General features: G+C 37.9%; 16 protein-coding genes. 1 reads left to right on the top strand and 15 read right to left on the bottom strand.

What is annotated here, in order from left to right; genetic code table 11:
- Positions 1-83 precede the first annotated feature (83 nt).
- The 9 genes from A7A78_RS13725 to A7A78_RS13685 form a co-directional block, all read right to left on the bottom strand.
- A complete protein-coding gene (locus A7A78_RS13725; protein ID WP_068763045.1) occupies positions 84-1,322 on the bottom strand; it encodes a 3-phosphoshikimate 1-carboxyvinyltransferase in 1,239 nt (412 codons plus the stop codon).
- Positions 1,319-1,561, bottom strand: coding sequence for a hypothetical protein (locus A7A78_RS13720; protein WP_068763044.1), 243 nt, complete (start codon positions 1,559-1,561; stop codon positions 1,319-1,321). The genes A7A78_RS13725 and A7A78_RS13720 overlap by 4 nt, the downstream gene beginning before the upstream one ends.
- A complete protein-coding gene (locus A7A78_RS13715; protein ID WP_068763043.1) occupies positions 1,562-1,888 on the bottom strand; it encodes a nucleotide pyrophosphohydrolase in 327 nt (108 codons plus the stop codon).
- Positions 1,888-3,909, bottom strand: a complete 2,022-nt coding sequence (locus A7A78_RS13710) for a transglutaminase domain-containing protein (RefSeq protein ID WP_068763042.1) — start codon at positions 3,907-3,909, stop codon at positions 1,888-1,890. The genes A7A78_RS13715 and A7A78_RS13710 overlap by 1 nt, the downstream gene beginning before the upstream one ends.
- Positions 3,910-3,922: 13 nt before the next feature.
- Entirely contained in the window at positions 3,923-5,824 is a 1,902-nt protein-coding gene (locus A7A78_RS13705) for a DUF3857 domain-containing protein (protein ID WP_068763041.1), read from the bottom strand.
- A 63-nt stretch (positions 5,825-5,887) separates the two neighbouring features.
- A complete protein-coding gene (dtd, locus tag A7A78_RS13700; protein WP_068763040.1) occupies positions 5,888-6,340 on the bottom strand; it encodes a D-aminoacyl-tRNA deacylase in 453 nt (150 codons plus the stop codon).
- Positions 6,341-6,419: 79 nt separating this feature from the next.
- A complete protein-coding gene (gene rsgA, locus A7A78_RS13695) occupies positions 6,420-7,367 on the bottom strand; it encodes a ribosome small subunit-dependent GTPase A (protein ID WP_068763039.1) in 948 nt (315 codons plus the stop codon).
- Between the two features lie 147 nt (positions 7,368-7,514).
- A complete protein-coding gene (locus A7A78_RS13690; RefSeq protein WP_068763038.1) occupies positions 7,515-8,597 on the bottom strand; it encodes a bifunctional 3-deoxy-7-phosphoheptulonate synthase/chorismate mutase type II in 1,083 nt (360 codons plus the stop codon).
- Entirely contained in the window at positions 8,587-9,459 is an 873-nt protein-coding gene (locus A7A78_RS13685) for a prephenate dehydratase (protein ID WP_068763037.1), read from the bottom strand. The genes A7A78_RS13690 and A7A78_RS13685 overlap by 11 nt, the downstream gene beginning before the upstream one ends.
- Positions 9,460-9,701: 242 nt before the next feature.
- Here A7A78_RS13685 and gldA point away from each other — a divergent pair, with 242 nt between their 5' ends.
- On the top strand, positions 9,702-10,601 hold the full coding sequence (gene gldA / locus A7A78_RS13680; RefSeq protein ID WP_068763036.1) for a gliding motility-associated ABC transporter ATP-binding subunit GldA: 900 nt from the start codon (positions 9,702-9,704) through the stop codon (positions 10,599-10,601).
- Here gldA and A7A78_RS13675 read toward each other — a convergent pair.
- The 6 genes from A7A78_RS13675 to metH are packed head-to-tail and all read right to left on the bottom strand — an operon-like array spanning position 10,588 to position 18,080.
- On the bottom strand, positions 10,588-11,400 hold the full coding sequence (locus tag A7A78_RS13675; RefSeq protein ID WP_068763212.1) for a head GIN domain-containing protein: 813 nt from the start codon (positions 11,398-11,400) through the stop codon (positions 10,588-10,590). The genes gldA and A7A78_RS13675 overlap by 14 nt on opposite strands.
- A gap of 18 nt (positions 11,401-11,418) precedes the next feature.
- The gene (locus A7A78_RS13670; protein WP_068763035.1) at positions 11,419-12,531 is read right to left on the bottom strand and encodes an acyloxyacyl hydrolase; all 1,113 of its coding nucleotides are present in this window, start codon (positions 12,529-12,531) and stop codon (positions 11,419-11,421) included.
- Positions 12,532-12,558: 27 nt separating this feature from the next.
- Entirely contained in the window at positions 12,559-13,311 is a 753-nt protein-coding gene (locus tag A7A78_RS13665; protein ID WP_068763034.1) for a head GIN domain-containing protein, read from the bottom strand.
- Between the two features lie 3 nt (positions 13,312-13,314).
- Positions 13,315-14,406: an acyloxyacyl hydrolase gene (locus A7A78_RS13660; protein ID WP_068763033.1), complete on the bottom strand. Its 1,092-nt coding sequence runs from the start codon at positions 14,404-14,406 to the stop codon at positions 13,315-13,317.
- 20 nt (positions 14,407-14,426) lie between these two features.
- Entirely contained in the window at positions 14,427-15,383 is a 957-nt protein-coding gene (gene metF, locus A7A78_RS13655; RefSeq protein ID WP_068763032.1) for a methylenetetrahydrofolate reductase [NAD(P)H], read from the bottom strand.
- On the bottom strand, positions 15,384-18,080 hold the full coding sequence (gene metH, locus A7A78_RS13650) for a methionine synthase (protein WP_094746157.1): 2,697 nt from the start codon (positions 18,078-18,080) through the stop codon (positions 15,384-15,386).
- Positions 18,081-18,113: the final 33 nt, after the last annotated feature.

Here is an 18,113-nt window from a genome sequence, read left to right as displayed (position 1 = left end):
TTGTCAAGTAAATGGCTGATTATTATTTGGAAATGTTTGATGCTGGGCGCTAAGCGCCGAAAGCGGGAAGGAAATTAGTTTTTTTAGGAATTTTCAATTTCGCATTTAATACCCGCTTTCTGAAAATCATCCCAAAAGGCTGGGTATGATTTCGAAACCACCCCGGCATTGTTTATAGTGAGATTTGTTTTTAATGAAAGTGGCGCAAAAGCCATAGCCATTCTGTGGTCTTGATAGGTTTCAATGATTTTGTTCGGGTGAATTTGTAAAGCTATTTCAAGGTTTAAAGAATTTTCATCAATTTGAATTGTAGCACCCAATTTCTCCAATTCATTTTTTAAGGCTGAAAGCCTATCAGTCTCCTTAATTTTCAATGTGTGCAGACCAGTAAGTTTACAGCCAATGCCCAAACCGAAGCACGTTACGGCAATTGTCTGCGCCAAATCAGGTGTGTTTGCCAAATCCAGCAATAACGAATCCGGCAATTCAATCTTCTTTTTTGAAATTGAAATGGTTTTTTTGGAAGAATTAAAAACCGTCTGTACGCCCAAAGAATTATAGATTTGCACTAAAGCAGCATCGCCTTGCAAACTATCTTCAGAAAAACTTCCAAGGGTGATTTCAGCATTTTCAGAAAGTGCGACTAAGCTATAAAAATAGGATGCCGAACTCCAATCAGATTCTACGATCAATTTGGTATTTTCAACATTTTTTGCTGCGGAAATTTCGATTTCATTATTACTGAAACTTCCTTTTATCCCTAAATTTTTAAGTAAGGACAAGGTCATTTCAATATATGGAATGGAAGTGGTTTTTCCTTCCAAAGAAATTTTTAAGCCATTGGGAAGCATCGGCGCTATGAGCATTAACGCAGAAATGTATTGACTGCTAATGTTGGCTTCAATATTCACTTCCCTTTTTTGAAGTGATTTACCTTTTATTTTCAGTGGAGGAAAACCTTCGTTTTTAAGGTATTCAATATCTGCCCCTAAACTTTTTAGCGCATTTACCAAAACTCCAATGGGGCGTTCCTGCATGCGCTGACTTCCCGTGAGAGTAATTTCAGCTCCTTCCTTTGCGGAAAAATAAGCCGTCAAAAACCGCATTGCTGTTCCTGCGTGATGAATATCAACTGAACCTTTTAAGATTTTAAGTGCTTGTTGAAGAACTACCGTGTCATCACTTTCTGATAGATTTTCTATTGAAATATTCGGGAATTGTGCTTGCAAAATCAGCATTCTGTTGGATTCACTTTTAGATCCACTAATGTTGATTTTTATATTTTCCGTTGGGAAACTTCCGCGTTCAAGATTGGCTTTCATCGCCCAGGATCGTTTTCTTTTAGCTTCGCCCTGAACTTTCCAAAAGTTACAAAAAAGCCATACACAAACCCGGCAAGTAAAATAGTGAGTATAAACATTACGGGATTTCTTTCTGTGAAGTAAGCCATTTCAAACCCCTCTATAGCCCATTTTATAAGTGTAAAAAGCACAGCAAAAGAGATGGCCAAAACAAAAACCGATTTCCAAAAACCTTTTGTATTTAGTACTTTTTTGAACATTTATTTCAATTTTTTGTTTCCGTGATGTCTGTCGTGGTCACGTTTGGTTTTAAGTTCTAACTTTTTTTTGAACGCTTCTTCAAGATTAACACCGGTTTGATTGGCGAGACACAGTACCACAAAAATAACATCTGCAAGTTCTTCGCCCAAATCTTTGTTTTTGTCGCTTTCCTTCTCGCTTTGTTCTCCATAACGACGCGCTATAATACGGGCCACTTCACCTACCTCTTCCGTGAGTTGTGCCATATTTGTCAACTCATTGAAATAGCGAACGCCGTGTTCCTGTATCCAGGCATCAACTGCTTTTTGTGCGTTTTTAATATCCATTATGCCTTTGAAAGTACAACTTTTTCGTTTTCCTTCGCTATTAAAAGCTCGTAGAATTTTTTCAAATTTCCGTATTCCTCGGCTGCGATGTAAGCTTTATTTATTGTAAATTCTACTGAAAGTTGCAATTTGTTGCCAACCTGTGAAATTAAATAACGATAGCTACCTGTATTTTCGCCTAAATTAAACACTGCATTTTCAGGAAGGGATTCTACTTTATAACCTTCGGGCAACGCTATGTTTATGATGTAGCGGTCTTTCATTGGATAGCCAAAATCAATTGGATAGTCGCGTGTTTCAGGTTTAAAGGGGCTTTCTTTTGTGGCCATAAACACCATTGGCGAAAAGTATAGTTTTCCGGCAACATCTTCTACCGCGTCCAGTGATTCAAAATCATATTCCAACGAAACCGGTTTTCCGGTGGTATCCAAATTTTCAAAATGCAGCGCGGAAAGTTCCACTTGATTACTGTTTTTTTCGATTTCCTTGCGCTGTGCATCTTCGTTTAAGCTTTTAAATTCTGTTCTGTATTTAAAAGCATAATTGCCCGTAAATCTATTTTGTGCTTTCCCTGAAACGGACAAATCAGGTTTTATTTCAGCAGTCACCATTGCGCTCTTTACTGCGGGAGTTTGTGGAGTTAATGAAACCCATCCGGAAGAACCGTCCTTCTTAATCATTCTTCCTTGCCAATTCATTATGCTGGATTTTAAAATGCCCATTTCAGCATCTTTGTTGGTGGCGTCAAGCAGGATAACACCCTGTGGAAGCTCAACCCCAGCAATTACATAATTGAAACCATTTCGGGTTGGAAACAAAGGCATACCGTGGTCTTTGGTACTGACCAAAACAGGGTCGGCATTCAAGTTTGCTTTACGAAGCATGGCCACAAGTATCAAATTGATATCGGCTACATTTCCCGAGCCTTTTTTATAGGCCTCTTTAACGCCTTCATTTGTATAATAGCCTGTAAACTTGTTCCAAGTCATTTTGTTTACCACATATGAAAATATACGATTTACCTTTTCTTCGGGATTGCTGACTCCGTTTATGAGGCTGTTTAGATCGTCTTCAAAATAATTGCTTCGCTCCAATTCATTTCCAAAGGAATCCACTTCATAAATACCTTTTGAAACATCTTCCCAGGTTGTAGAATAGGTTTTCATTGGAGATCCTGGAAAATCCACATAACTCAATTCAAATTTGAGACTGGTGGAATAGTTGTCAATATTACCCACAAATGCTTCTTCCTTCATTGCGGGAACATTATTCAGTTTTATGGTATATACGTCTTCCTTAAACTTTAAATCTCTCGTACTGGCTTTACTGGTCATGTTTCCATGTCTGTCAAATTCCGAACGCGAATTGGCCAAAGGGATAATGCGGTCTTTTCCGCCTTTATCAACTTTATAGGGAATCCATCCTTTTTGATGTGTCTTGAAAATAAAATATTCTGGGGAAGCAAAAGTCACCTCAACATTATCCACTGGAATCATTTCCTGAAAACGGAACTCGTCAATATTGTTTATGAATGGCGATTTAATGGTGTATTTGTATTCAATAACGCAGCCTTCTTTTACATCGGGCATCGTGAACTTTACTTTGTGGATGTATTTGGTAGTTGCTTCTTCAAAAATACCTTCACTTCTAAGTTTTATCTCTTCAATTTTGTCATTGGCTCCCAAGTAATAGGTATAGGCCTTTAATCCCGAAATTTCATCGTTGGCCCCTGAGCTCCCCTGATATAAATCTATTTCTTTTGTTGCCCAATCGAATCCTTCTTTTTTGTAAATTTTCACACGTTCAAAAACGTCAGTAATCATATAAAATCCCGAATCGCTTGAATAATCAAAGTTTGTGTGGATTTCCCTATACAGAATTGCTGCATCTGCCGTAGGTTCTTGCGGGTGTTCCTTTTGAACCAGTTCTTCTTTGGAAACTTTTCCAAATTTATAGTTTTGGGCAATTGACAAATTCAAAAAGCATAAAACTGTAATTGCTGTAAGTATATTTGTTTTCATTGGTTATTAATATTTATTGTACGCTTTGTTTTAAAAGAATTTTTGTTTTGTCCAACCTTGCTATAGACCTTAAAAAATCTCTAAAGTTTTCATATTCTGAAGGTGGATACTCGCCTTTGTTTAGAGTCATTTTTCGACTATAGATTAATTTATTATCAGGATTTTTACTGAAACCAATCTGGTATTTTCCAAATTTTGTTTCCAAAATAGTTTCTTCTGGAAGCCCATCAATTTCGAAGTTTTCTGGAATTTCAACTTCAACAGTATCAACATCTATAAATCCGCTTCCTATATATAAGTTTTGCTTTCTGGTTTCAATTCGCGGCGGAATGTATTGACTCTGGTTAAAAATATTGGCACAGAAAAGAAAATCATTACCAACCGGGTTGGCGTAATTTGGAATAGTGAGCGATAAGTTTTCAGTAAAAACTACATCTTCCTTATTATTATTTAATTCCACACTGTTTATTGCAAAACCATTAATGTAGCTCCATTTGTTTTTATACTTTTCATCCAAATCTTCCTTTTTTTCTTTGGGAAGCAAATATTTATCGTCATACTGAAGTCCTTTGGAAATACTTTGAAAGCTGGCAGTAACATTTCCTTTTGGATCAATTTTTACTTTTGAAACATTCTCTTGGGTATTTTCTTCGGTTTTGTAAACTTTGGTATGTGCAATTTTTCCGCCTTCGGGAGTAATTATCAAAACATCCCTATCATCAGTAAAATCGCCTATAAAGCCATAGGGCGTATCTTGGCTTGTACATTCAAGCCAAGTCATTTCTTCTCCGTTTGGAATTGCCAAAATCATATGATTTCCTTGAAGTGAAGAAAAATCCGAAACAATATTCCGTTCCGTTGTATCGCCATATAATATGGTATAATAAGAAGGAACACCCACTGCCTCAAGCATTGCTTTTGTATAATTGGTCAGCGCTTTGCAGTCCCCATAACTAAGCTTGTCCACATCTGATGCCAGCATAGGTTTCCATCCACCAATACCTATTTGTATGCTTACATAGCGCACTTTATTCTGAAGAAATTGATAAATTTTTCGCGCCTTTCCTTCGTTTGTTGTTTCATTTGCAACAAGACTTTTTACACGCGCTAACGTACCTTCGGGCAGGTCACGAACATCAGAAAGCAAACTTTTGTCCATCCAGCTTCCAAATTGTTGCCAATCCTTGCCAGAACCAGAAGTACCTTTTAACCGAAAATTATCGAGTGCGATGGTTACATTGGGGAAAATATTGCTGAAGGAAGGGCTGTGCTCTTCATAACGAATTGCCGAAATATTTGAAGCCGAAAAGGTAATTTCATCAGCACTTTCAGAAATTGAAATATCAAAATCTTCCAAATTTTTGGACTTGTATTTTGGTTTGTTCAACGGATCGAACTTAATTTTCAACGTACTTTTTTGAGTGCTTTCGGCATACCCGCCCAAAGGATACCAAGGACTTATAAATGCAGAATCGCCTGTTTCAGTCTCACTGTCATAAACCACAATATACGGATAGGTTGTTGGAGTGTAATTTATATACAATGCCCTAGAATCTACATACATATTATTGCCGGTCCGGCTTACGTCCATAAAATCCTTTTTTCTGAAATGCTCCATTTCTTTTCCAAAGGAATCATAGATGCGTACCTCCACGTCTTTTACACGTGAATTTTCGTTGTAATATTCGTAAAGATTGGTGTCTTCATCGCCAAGTTTGTTAAAAACGGCTATAACTCTGTGTGTTTTTTCCTTCATTTTATTGATGTCGGTTACATCAATTTCAACAAGTTCATCTATCAATACACTGTTTGAATATTCAGTTAATTCACTGGGAATGGATGCTATAGAATAACCCTTTTGGGAAAACGTATGAGCTGAGCAAAGTAGGATTGCAAAGCAAAAAATCTTTTTCATGAATTCATTTTAATGCTTGGCAATATATAAAATTTCCGAAAGGTTAAAAAAAAGTTAAAGAGTTTATTCCTTATTTTTCGAATCAATCCAAATAGTAACCGGCCCATCATTAATTAAAGCTACATCCATCATTGCTCCGAAGCTACCGGTCTCAACTTTTTTATTGGTTTCCCTTTCAAGTTGTAACACAAAATTTTCATAAAGTGGGATAGCAATTTCTGGCTTTGCGGCGTTTATAAAAGAAGGACGATTTCCCTTTTTTGTGTTTGCATGAAGTGTAAATTGACTAACCACCAAACATTCGCCGTCTATGTCCTGCACCGAAAGATTCATCGCATCATTTTCATCAGAAAAAATCCGCAAACGGGCAATTTTTCCAGCTAACCAGTTGATGTCTTCTTGGGTATCTTCCGCTTCAATTCCCAATAAAATCAGCAACCCTTGATTTATCTCGGAAAAAACTTTTTCTTCAATAATTACGGATGCTTTTTTTACTCTTTGGATTAAAACGCGCATTTTTGGATCGTTGGATTTTTAGATTGTTGGATAGTTCGATTAGTGGAATTTTGGTATTTGGTGCTTGAGATTTGGAATTTTACTTCTCATAAATATCTTTTCTGAAATGATCCTCTTCGCCTTCTAAAATCTGCAAATAACTTTTATATCGGGACCACGCTACTTCTTCATTTTCCAAGGCTTCTTTCACCGCACAATGTGGCTCTTCCAAATGAAGGCAGTTGTTGAATTTGCAGTTTTCCTTCAGCTCAAAAAACTCAGGGAAATAATCACCCAATTCTTCTTTATCCATTTCAACCACTCCAAAACCTTTAATTCCGGGAGTGTCTATTATTTGTCCGCCAAAGGATAAATCAAACATTTCGGCAAAAGTAGTTGTGTGTTGTCCCTGCAAATGTTGTTCAGAAATATTTGAGGTTTTTAAACTCAAGCCCGGCTCTAAAGCATTTATCAAAGTAGATTTGCCCACGCCACTATGGCCAGAAAACATAGTTACTTTGTCCTGCATCAAAGCTTTTACTTTATCAATATTTTTTCCTGTGATTGCTGAAATTCCGATGCATTCGTACCCAATTTTTCGATACAGTGCCGCAAGGAATTTTATCTCTAATAATTCGTCTTCGTTGTAAGTGTCAATTTTATTGAAAAGCAAAACCGCTTTAATGTGATATGCTTCCGCAGTAACTAAAAACCGATCTATAAAAGTTGTAAAGGTTGGTGGATTGTTTAGGGTAATCAACAAAAAAGCAACATCAATATTAGCCGCAATTATATGGGTTTGCTTTGAAAGATTTACAGATTTTCGGATGATGTAGTTTTCGCGCTCGTCAATATGTTTGATTACCCCAACGGTTTCATCGCCTTTTTTTTCGATATCAAAATCTACGTGATCGCCTACCGCAACAGGATTTGTGCTTTTTATTCCATCCATACGGAACTTGCCTTTTATGCGGCAATCGTAAAAAGTTCCGCTTTCGGCTTTTACGCTGTACCAACTTCCGGTAGATTTATAGACAAGGCCTTTCATTCAGGTTTCAGGTTTCAGGTTTCAGGTTTCAGGTTTCAGGTTTCAGGTTTCAGGTTTCAGGTTTCAGGTTTCAAAAATATTCAATCTATATTACAATATTATTCATTATTCATTATTCATTATTCATTATTCATTATTCATTATTCATTATTCATTAATAACCTTTTTTTGGTGATTGATGGATTCTTGATGAATGGCTTTAAAAATTTTCAAAATAAATTCCTCACTCAGTTGGTTTTCTTCGCCTTCCAAAATCATTTTCCCTAAAACCTCATTCCATCTTTTTGTTTGAAGAATAGCCACGTTATTTTTCTTTTTTAAAGCTCCAATACTATCTGCAATCTTCATTCTTTTGCCCAATGATTCTATAAGCTGATGGTCCAAAACATCAATCTTTGTACGCAATGTGTTCAATTTATTTCTAAATTCAACTGCATCGCCTTCCTGTTTCCGAATTCGCAAATCGATAGTCATTTGCCTTAAAGCGGCTGGTGTAATTTGCTGTGCGGCATCGCTCCAAGCGTTATCTGGGTCAAAATGTGTTTCTACCATCAATCCGTCATAATTTAGATCCAAGGCGGTTTGACATAAATCAAATATAATATCACGACGTCCCGCAATATGCGAAGGATCCAAAATCAAAGGTAAATCTGGAAATTTATTTTGAAGGTCAATCGGTATCTGCCATTCCGGATTATTTCGGTAACGCGTTTTTTCATAAGTTGAAAATCCGCGGTGAATTACACCCAGATTTTTTACATCGCTTTCATAAAAACGCTCCACTGCTCCCAACCAAAGTGCTAAATCTGGATTCACTGGGTTTTTTATCAAAACTATTTTATCGGTTCCCTTTAAAGCATCGGCTATTTCCTGAACAATAAAAGGCGAAACTGTTGTGCGCGCGCCAACCCAAAGAATATCCACATCGTGTTTCAACGCCAAATCTACGTGGTTTGCGTTTGCAACTTCGGTCGCGGTCATCAAACCAGTTTCCTGTTTCGCTTTTTGAAGCCACTTCAATCCCAAAGCACCAACGCCTTCAAAATTTCCTGGACGGGTTCTGGGTTTCCAGATTCCGGCACGCATTACGGTTGTATCGGTTTCCTTTAGTTGGTGTGCTATTTTCAGCACTTGTTCTTCCGTTTCGGCACTGCACGGACCCGCAATTACAATTGGGTGTGCCAGTTCCATTTTATTTAGCCAATTGCGTAGATTTTTATTATTTTCCATTTAAAATTGCATTTGAAAATTGAGCTTGGGCATGTGTTTCATCTTGTTTGTAAACACCCAATATTTTTAATTCTTTTACTGTTTTTTTGAGCATTTCCACCACTTCAAAAAAGAAATTCTCCTCCTCAAAAACCACATCGACAAAAAAAGCATACTGCCAAGGTTTGCCGACAATTGGCAGCGATTGTATCTTGGTTAAATTTATGTTGAAAGTCGTTAAAAGACTCAGAACATTTCCTAAACTCCCAACATTATGGTCCAGTACAAATTTAAGAGAAGCTTTGTCGGCTTGCCGAATACTTTGCTTTTCTTTTTTGCCCAAAAGTACAAAGCGCGTATGGTTTTCCTTTATATCTTGGATATTACTGTCCAAAATTTTAAGTCCGAATTTCTCTGCAACTTGTTTCCCAGCAATTGCAGCAACGCCTGTTAAGTTTTGATTTTTGATTCTTTTTGCTTCGGAAGCGGTGTCTTTTCCTTCAATAACCTTGAATTGCGGCGGAAATTTCTGCAAATAATCCCGACACTGAAGCAGCGCCACAGGATGTGAATGTATCTCTTTTATATCGTGAATGGATTCACTTTCCAAAGCCATCACGTACATTTGAATATTTAAAACGGTTTCTGCCAAGATTTCAAAATTGCCTGCATCAATCAACCCATAATTCGGCAAAATCGAGCCAACGATAGTATTTTCAATTGCAATCACGCCAAAATCAGCATTACTATTATTTACTGCGGTCGTTACCTTTTCAAAAGAATCGCAAGTCAAAAGATTAATTTCCTCATTGGGAAAAAGTTTTTGAACGGCTTGGTGGTGGAACGAACTTTCAATTCCCTGTATTGCTACTTTTAGGCTCATAATTTTAAATTTAGGTTAAAAAAAAAGTCCCGGAAAATATTTCCGGGACTTTAAATGTTTTATGGTTCAATTACCTATACAACAATCCCGGTTCTATCGTTAAAATAGAAAAACCAAAAATTGTTGAAAGTAAAAAGTGTGCTCATTGTGTTTTAATAGATTGCTAATGTAGTTAATTCTTAAAAACGAAAAAGCCTTTTTTCATTTTTTTATTTGCTTAACTTTGTTCAACTTCTGAAAATATGTCGATACAAGTAGAAAATATTACCAAAACCTACGGCGAACAAAAAGCGCTGAACAAGGTTTCCTTCACAATTGAAAAAGGTGAAATTGTTGGTTTTCTCGGGCCAAACGGCGCGGGAAAATCTACGATGATGAAGATTTTGACCACTTTTCTTCCAGCTTCGGAAGGGGTTGCTGTTGTAAATGGTTTTGAAGTAACCAAAGATGATATTTCCATTAAAAAAAGCGTTGGGTATCTGCCGGAACACAACCCGCTTTATTTGGATATGTACGTTCGCGAATATCTTCTTTTCAATGCTGGGATTTATAATATTTCAAAAACAGAAGTTGAAAATGTTATTGAAAAGACTGGCTTAACGCCCGAAGCGAACAAGAAAATTGGACAGCTTTCAAAAGGATATCGTCAGCGTGTTGGACTTGCAAATGCACTTTTGCACAATCCTGAAGTTTTGATTCTTGATGAGCCAACTACCGGTTTAGATCCAAATCAATTAATTGAAATAAGACAACTTATAAAAAGCGTTGGAAAAGAAAAAACCGTTTTGCTTTCTACCCACATTATGCAGGAAGTTGAAGCAATTTGTGACCGAGTAATTATTATAAATAAAGGCGAAATAGTCCTCGATAAAAAGCTTTCAGATTTAAAAAACAACAAGCAACAAATTATTGAAGTGGAGTTTGATTATCGCGTTGAAGAAATTGCGTTACAAAAACTTCCAAAGATTGAAAAGGTTGAAAATTCATTAGGTTTTGTGTATCAACTTTATTTTGAAACCGAACAGGATATGCGTGGAAAAGTATTCGATTTTGCGCACGACAATGGGTTAAAAATACTTCAACTGCACCAAAAGAATACTACTTTGGAAAAGCTTTTCAGCGAGCTTACTATTCAAAAATAAGCTTGCCGCGATACAATTCCTCAACCTCAACAATCGGCGGTCGGTTTTTGGAAATTACATCCCCCAGGCTTACTATTTTTCCTCGGATAGATTGCTGTGGATTCACAATCATTTCGGCAGTGCTTCTGTGGAAAACAATCAGATTTTGTACGATAAGATTTTCAGAAAAAATTCTACAATCACTAGCGTAAAGCCCAAAGTTGGCACTTGTAGCGCTTCCACTTAAATAAAATTTGGACAAACCATTAGCTACGATAGTCAAATTTTCTACTTCCAGATTCATCGTAAAATCACCATCGGTATGATATTGATCTTCATTTTGTTGGTCTTCTGACAAAAGTTTTAAGGAAGGATATTGAAGCACGCCAATGCTTTCAATAGGCAAACCTGTGCTACTGCGGATTTCAGTTATGTTTGGTGAAGTGATATATACTTTAGTCAAACCATAATCACGAACCAAATTACAGGAATTGTTGTTGTGTATTTCAAGTTTTCCATCTGTTACGGTAACTTCAATATCGTTCATTAAATTTTCACCAGTTTCAACAACTACTTTTTGTTCATCACCTTGCTTTACAAAAAGTTTAATGCGTTCCCACACTAGGATTTTTGAAAATGGCTGGACGGTAAATTCCGTTTGTACAATAGTGCCGGCTTTCTGTGTGCAGTCCCAACCATTTTCTGAATCACATCCAGAAAAAAGAACCAAGAACGCTGCGCTGCAAGAAACAAGAAGCAAGACTTTTCGGAAAAGCTTTGATGTTCTTTTGCAAAATTCGATACTTTTATTGTTTCTCATTTTTTCCATCATTTTGCATCACAATCTATATCCCACTCCAAATTCCACAGCTTCCGCCTTTGCCCAATGCGCATGCACTGTTACGGAGGCGAATATATTATCATCAAAGAAATAACGCTTCAACCCCAAGCGGTTATAAATTCGATTTTCAAAAGCATACGGCCAATACACATAATAGCCCAACTGCGAAACAAAAGCTACACGATTAAAACGCCATTCGTGCCCCACAAAAATACCGACACGTTTGTAATCTTCATCGCCCGAAAGTCCGTCTTCAGGGTAAGCTATGGAACGATACTTAATCAATTCCTTTAAAAAAGTGGAAAAGAAAACATCTACCCCAGCAGTAAGTGTGCTTTTATAATTTAATCGTTTATCAACGAAAAAAGACAATTCATAAAACGGTTCCTGCCCAAGACCCACTACATCACTTTCATTCAAACCTGTTCTGAAAGCAAGATTGTACTTAAACCTTTCGGCGTGCGTTTTACTGAGGGAATCTTCTTTATGTATGTATTCTGGAAATTCCTTGTAATCCAATTGATAGCTTACTCCAGCATTTAGCAAAAATGAATTTGTACTATTGTTAGGCGCTTTAAAATTGGCATTGCTATAATGAATTACAGTAAAGCCAGCGTGAAAACCGAGCCCCTTCCAAATATTTTCACGCACATAATTTCCCTTTAAAAAAGTGGTGCTTAAAAGGTTTGTGCCGTATGCATTGTTATTGTAGTTGTTTTCTGGATCATAATTAAGATCGGAATAGGCAATTCCCTGCCCAACACGCACCATCAGATTTCGGTTTAAAAAATACCAGTTTATGTGTCCGTAAGCACCCAGAACATTTCCCAAATACTCATTGTGCAAATTTTGAAAAGCGACCGTAACACCCCAATCAGGATAATTATAGCGGCGTTCCCACTCATTAAAACCGTATGTTTTTCTGTTGAAGGAAAAAATAAATCCGGTAGGATGCCCCGATATTAAATGTTCAATATCCGGATTGTGCTCCAAAACACTTCCGTAGAAAAAATCTGCTTCCAGCGAAACGGGTTTCAATTCTTTTTCTTCCTGCGCAAAAAGGGGAAAGCTTAAAAGCAATATTGTAAATAAGGAAAGAAGGTGCTTCATATTTTTTTCAACGCCGGTAAAGATAAACTAATCTTCAAATAATAGCCTGCCAGTAAATAATTCTTTTACATCCACCAATGGCGGACGGTTATAACTAATAATATCGCCCGTTGCCACGATTTTTCCGATGATACTTTGCTGTGGATTGACAATCATTTTGTTTGCACTTCTTTGAAAAACAGTGAGTTCATTTATTAAAAAATCCATTCCATCAAAACGTGGCATTTCATCAGCGAAGCTTAGATTGGCTTTTTCAGCAGTGCCAGTTATATAAAAAACACTTTGGCCGTTTGCATTTACACGGAATTCTTCGCAAATAATGTTCAAATAAAAATCGCCACTCTTTCTAATTGTTTCTGGACCAGCTGAACTATTGCTCACCAAAGTGAGTCTCGGAAATTGCAAAACTCCTTCGCCAATAACGTCGTAAGCCGAGCTGTTTCTGATTTCAGTAATGTTTGGAACGGTTACATATATTTTTGTAATTCCGTAATCGCGCACCAAATTGCAATTGTTATGATCCTTCACCACTAATGTTACGCCTTCAACACTTACGGAAATATCGCTTAAAAGGTTTTCGCCCGTTTCAAGAATTATCTTTGTGGAATCGCCCTGTTTCAAATGTAAAGTCACGTCATCCTCAATCCTGATTTTTGTAAAATCTGAAACAAAATATTCTTTGGAAACCGAACTTCCCGCAGCTTGCACACAATCCCAACCATTTTCGGAATCGCATGAAAGCAACAAAAAAACCAAGCTGACAAAAAATAACTTCTTCATAATCTATATTCTAATTCCCACGCCAAATTCCACGCCTTCCACTTTCGCACCGTGCGATTTTAAAGTGATTGCGCTGAAAAGTTTTTCGGTTAAATAATATTTCAAACCTACCCGAAAATACGTTCTTCCCTCAAAATCATAGGGATAATAAACATAATAACCTACTTGTGAAACTACCGCCAATTTGTTAATGTGCAATTCGTGGCCCGCAAAAATGCCGACGCGTTTAAAATCTTCATCGCCTTCCACGCCCATATTTGGAAAAGCAATGGAAAGGTATTCAATTTCCTTTTTCAGAAATGGCAAGTAGAAAAAATCCGCACCCAACTGAAGGGTACTTTTATAGCTCAACCGCTTGTCCGCAAAGGCCGAAACCACAAAAAACGGATGCTGCCCAAGATTTAAATAATCGCTTTCGTTCAACCCGCCTCGAAGCACGAAGTTGTATTTTATGGGCTCTGCGATTTTCTTCGGAAGCGAATCGGAGATATATTCTTGAGTCTCGTCAGCCAACGAATATTGCACGCCAATATTTAAAGTGAAGGCATTTGTGCTCGAATTTGGCGCCTTAAAATTTCCGTTGGAATAATGCACCAAGGCAATTCCCGCTTGAACCCCAAAGTTTTTGAAAAGATTTTGCTTGTTGTAATTCAGCATCAAATAAGTTGAACTCAACAAATGGCTGCCGTAAGCATTGTTTTTGAAATTGGTTTCAAAGTCAAAAGGGTTAGTATTATAGGCAATACCCTGCCCTATTCGGAAGAAAAGATTTCGTTTTAAAAAGTAAAAATTGAAATGCCCGTACAGCCCATAATTTTCACCCAAAACATCATAATTTGCATTTTGATGTACAAATGAAAAACCCCAATCGGGGTAATTGTATTCCTGTTGCCATCGCTCGGCTCCGTAAGTTTTTCGGTTAAAGCCAACGATAAAACCATCGGGATGGGCTTTCACCAAATGTGAAATATCCTTATTGTGCCGAAGAATGGTTCCGTAGAAATAATTGGCGTCCACGAAAAAGTCTCTGTTTTTTTCCTGTGAAAAAACAAAAGAAGTTGTGAGAAAAAACACCAAAAACGCAATTCGGGACATTACCGCAAAATAAAGCAATCTTAAAATACCTGCGAAGCGATTTCCTTAATATTGCTACTTTTTCCCATTGAGTAATAATGTAGAAACGGAACTCCAGCTTTTACAAGTTCTTGACTTTGCTTTACGCACCAATCAATCCCAATCTGCCGAACAGCCTTATTATCCTTGGCTTTCACCACTTCCATCACCAACGAATCTGGTAAATCAACTTTAAATCTATGCGGAATTAAATTGAGATGTGATTTTACGGCAATGGGTTTTAACCCCGGAATAATTGGAACGGTAATGCCTTCTGCCCTGCATTTTTTTTCAAACTGAAAGAATTTTTCATTGTCAAAAAACATTTGTGTTACAATGTATTCTGCGCCATTTTTAATTTTCTTTTTTAGGAAATGAATGTCGCTTTCACTGCTTGGCGCTTCCATATGTTTTTCGGCATAACCCGCCACGCCCACACAAAAATCCGTCGGGAAAGTATGCTGAAGTTCGTCATCCAAATATGTTCCTTTATTCAAAGCATTTATTTGCGAAACAAGATCGCAAGCATATTTATGTCCGTTTTTTTCAGGCGTGAAATAGGTTTCGCTTTTTACCGCATCACCACGTAAGGCCATTACGTTATCAATTCCTAAAAACTGAAGATCTATTAAAAAATTCTCAGTTTCTTCCTTTGTAAAACCGCCGCAGAGAATGTGCGGCACGGCATCTACTTCATATCTATTTTGAATTGCCGCGCAAATCCCCACCGTTCCAGGACGCTTACGAACAACTTTTTTCTCTATTAAACCATCCTTCAATTCCTTAAAAACATATTCCTCGCGATGATAGGTTACGTTAATGTATGGTGGTTTAAACTCCATCAGCGGATCAATATTCTCAAAAATGGAATGTATATTTTCCCCTTTTAATGGCGGTAAAATCTCAAACGAAAATTGCGTTTTTCCGTTTCCGTTTTTTATGTGTTCTGTAACTTTCATCTAATCTGCAAGGTTTGTTTTCAGCCAATTCGTGGCTTCTTCTAAATTCATATTTTTTCGCTTTGCGAAATCTTCCACTTGATCTTCCTTAATTTTTCCAAGTCCGAAATAGCGCGCTTCAGGGTTTGCAAAATAATAGCCCGAAACCGAAGCTGCCGGCCACATTGCCAAACTTTCGGTCAATTCAACGCCTATATTTTCCATAACTTTTAAAACTTCCCAAATGGTTCGTTTCTCCAAATGATCTGGACAGGCAGGATAGCCGGGCGCGGGACGAATGCCCTTGTATTTTTCGGAAATCAAGTCTTCATTTGAAAGATTTTCCTCGGAAGCGTAGCCCCAATAGTTGGTACGTACTTCTTTGTGAAGATATTCCGCAAAGGCTTCCGCCAAGCGGTCTGCCAACGCTTTCACCATTATGGCGTTATAATCGTCGTGTTCTGCAATATATTTTGCGGCCAATTCCGCAGTTCCAAAACCTGTACTTACACAGAAACAGCCGATGTAATCTTGAATTCCAGTTTCTTTCGGAGCGATAAAATCTGCCAAGGCGAGATTTGGTTTTCCTTTTGCCTTTTGGGATTGTTGGCGAAGGGTTCGGAATACTGGATTTGGGATTTGGGATTTGGGATTTGGGATTTCCAAAGAAATATCATCATCATTAACAGTATTTGCTTCAAAAATTCCAAGGACAGCCCTCGCTTCCAACAGTTTTTCTGAAATTAATTTCTGAAGCATTTTTTTCGCATCCTCAAATAATTCCGAAGCTTGTTCGCCCACAATTTCATCTGTTAAAATGTTTGGATACTTTCCGTGCAGTTCCCAACTTCTGAAAAACGGGGTCCAATCCATGAAATCCAACAACAGATTTAAATCGAAATCCTTTAAAACTTGGACTCCCAGTTTGTTGGGTTTCACTATTTCTGAAGAATTCCAGTCAATTTGAAATCTGTTTTTCCGCGCTTCGGAAATAGGTAAATAGGTTTTTACCTTTTGTCGCTTCAAAAAATCCTGTCGGAAAGTGTCATATTCCTTTTTCAAATTGTCCTTATACGAAGCCGAAGTTTCCTTTTTCAGCAAATCGCCCACAACGGTAACTGCCCGCGAAGCATCGTTTATGTGCACCACGGCACATTCGTACTCAGGATCAATTTTTACCGCGGTATGCGCCCGACTCGTGGTTGCGCCGCCAATCAACAACGGAACTTTAAAATTTTGCCGCTGCATTTCCTTCGCCAAAAAAACCATTTCGTCCAATGAAGGGGTTATTAAACCACTCAAACCAATGGCATCCACGTTTTCCTCTTTTGCTGTAGCAATAATTTTTTCCGGCGGAACCATCACGCCCAAATCGATTATTTCATAATTATTACACGCCAAAACAACCCCGACAATATTTTTGCCGATGTCATGAACATCACCTTTTACAGTTGCCATTAAAATCCGGCCAGCATTTTTTGAATCATTTATTTGAGGATTTTTTAGTTTTTCATCTTCGATGTATGGAAGTAAATACGCTACAGCTTTTTTCATTACACGAGCGCTTTTTACCACTTGTGGCAAAAACATTTTCCCGCTTCCGAAAAGATCGCCGACTACGTTCATTCCAATCATTAAATTACCTTCAATTACTTCAATTGGCTTGTCAGCATTTTGCCTTGCTTCTTCAATATCCTCTAAAATAAATTCGTCAATTCCTTTTACCAATGCCCTTGTAATGCGGTTTTGCAGTGGCTCCTCTCGCCACGAAAGATCAACTTTACTTTCCTTTGTGGTTCCTTTTACGGTTTCGGCAAAATCCAATAAACGTTCCGTGGCATCTTCGCGACGGTCGAGCATTACATCTTCAACACGCTCTAACAAATCCCTTGGAATATCATCGTAAACCTCCAGCATTGCCGGATTTACGATACCCATATTCATTCCAGCTTGGATGGCGTGATACAAAAACACGGAGTGCATCGCCTCACGAACGGGATCATTTCCGCGGAAACTGAAAGAAACATTGCTTACGCCACCGCTTACGCTAACGTGTGGCAAATTCTCACGAACCCAACGCGTAGCTTCAATAAAATCGATCGCATTTTTTCTGTGTTCATCCATTCCCGTTGCCACAGGAAATATGTTTAAATCGAAAATAATATCCTCTGGCGCGAATTTCACGTGGTTCACCAAAATATTATAAGACCGTTTGGCAATTTCAATTCTTCTGTCGTAATTATCGGCTTGGCCGGTTTCATCAAAAGCCATCACGATCACTGCGGCTCCGTAGCGTTTTATGAGTTTTGCGTGATGGATAAATTCCGCTTCGCCTTCTTTTAAGCTAATGGAATTTACCACACATTTTCCCTGCACAACCTGTAATCCAGCTTCGATTATTTCCCACTTGCTGCTGTCTATCATTATTGGAACGCGGGAAATATCCGGCTCGGCGACCACAAGGTTCAAGAATTTCACCATCGCCTCTTTCCCGTCAATCAGTCCGTCGTCCATATTTACGTCGATGATCTGTGCGCCGTTTTCCACCTGTTCGCGGGCAACGGAAAGGGCTTCCTCAAAATTTCGTTCTTTTATGAGTCGAAGAAATTTCTTTGAACCTGCCACATTGGTGCGTTCTCCCACGTTTATGAAATTGCTTTCGGGGGTGATAATCAATGGTTCAAGACCGCTTAATTTTAGATATTTTTTATTTTTCATTTTTTATTTTTCTCTCTGCGTTCTCTGCGCCTT

It is taken from the genome of Aequorivita soesokkakensis, from assembly GCF_001641085.1.
GTDB classification, from domain to species: Bacteria; Bacteroidota; Bacteroidia; order Flavobacteriales; family Flavobacteriaceae; genus Aequorivita; species Aequorivita soesokkakensis.
Note: the sequence above shows the minus strand (reverse complement) of the source record. Positions and strands in the feature narration are given on the sequence as shown.

Bases quoted from the DNA above. Each gene is read 5' to 3' on its own strand.
- A7A78_RS13725 (WP_068763045.1), bottom strand. From the start codon at position 1,322: ATGAAAGCCAATCTTGAACGCGGAAGTTTCCCAACGGAAAATATAAAA.
- A7A78_RS13720 (WP_068763044.1), bottom strand. From the start codon at position 1,561: ATGTTCAAAAAAGTACTAAATACAAAAGGTTTTTGGAAATCGGTTTTT.
- A7A78_RS13715 (WP_068763043.1), bottom strand. From the start codon at position 1,888: ATGGATATTAAAAACGCACAAAAAGCAGTTGATGCCTGGATACAGGAA.
- A7A78_RS13710 (WP_068763042.1), bottom strand. From the start codon at position 3,909: ATGAAAACAAATATACTTACAGCAATTACAGTTTTATGCTTTTTGAAT.
- A7A78_RS13705 (WP_068763041.1), bottom strand. From the start codon at position 5,824: ATGAAAAAGATTTTTTGCTTTGCAATCCTACTTTGCTCAGCTCATACG.
- dtd (WP_068763040.1), bottom strand. From the start codon at position 6,340: ATGCGCGTTTTAATCCAAAGAGTAAAAAAAGCATCCGTAATTATTGAA.
- rsgA (WP_068763039.1), bottom strand. From the start codon at position 7,367: ATGAAAGGCCTTGTCTATAAATCTACCGGAAGTTGGTACAGCGTAAAA.
- A7A78_RS13690 (WP_068763038.1), bottom strand. From the start codon at position 8,597: ATGGAAAATAATAAAAATCTACGCAATTGGCTAAATAAAATGGAACTG.
- A7A78_RS13685 (WP_068763037.1), bottom strand. From the start codon at position 9,459: ATGAGCCTAAAAGTAGCAATACAGGGAATTGAAAGTTCGTTCCACCAC.
- gldA (WP_068763036.1), top strand. From the start codon at position 9,702: ATGTCGATACAAGTAGAAAATATTACCAAAACCTACGGCGAACAAAAA.
- A7A78_RS13675 (WP_068763212.1), bottom strand. From the start codon at position 11,400: ATGAGAAACAATAAAAGTATCGAATTTTGCAAAAGAACATCAAAGCTT.
- A7A78_RS13670 (WP_068763035.1), bottom strand. From the start codon at position 12,531: ATGAAGCACCTTCTTTCCTTATTTACAATATTGCTTTTAAGCTTTCCC.
- A7A78_RS13665 (WP_068763034.1), bottom strand. From the start codon at position 13,311: ATGAAGAAGTTATTTTTTGTCAGCTTGGTTTTTTTGTTGCTTTCATGC.
- A7A78_RS13660 (WP_068763033.1), bottom strand. From the start codon at position 14,406: ATGTCCCGAATTGCGTTTTTGGTGTTTTTTCTCACAACTTCTTTTGTT.
- metF (WP_068763032.1), bottom strand. From the start codon at position 15,383: ATGAAAGTTACAGAACACATAAAAAACGGAAACGGAAAAACGCAATTT.
- metH (WP_094746157.1), bottom strand. From the start codon at position 18,080: ATGAAAAATAAAAAATATCTAAAATTAAGCGGTCTTGAACCATTGATT.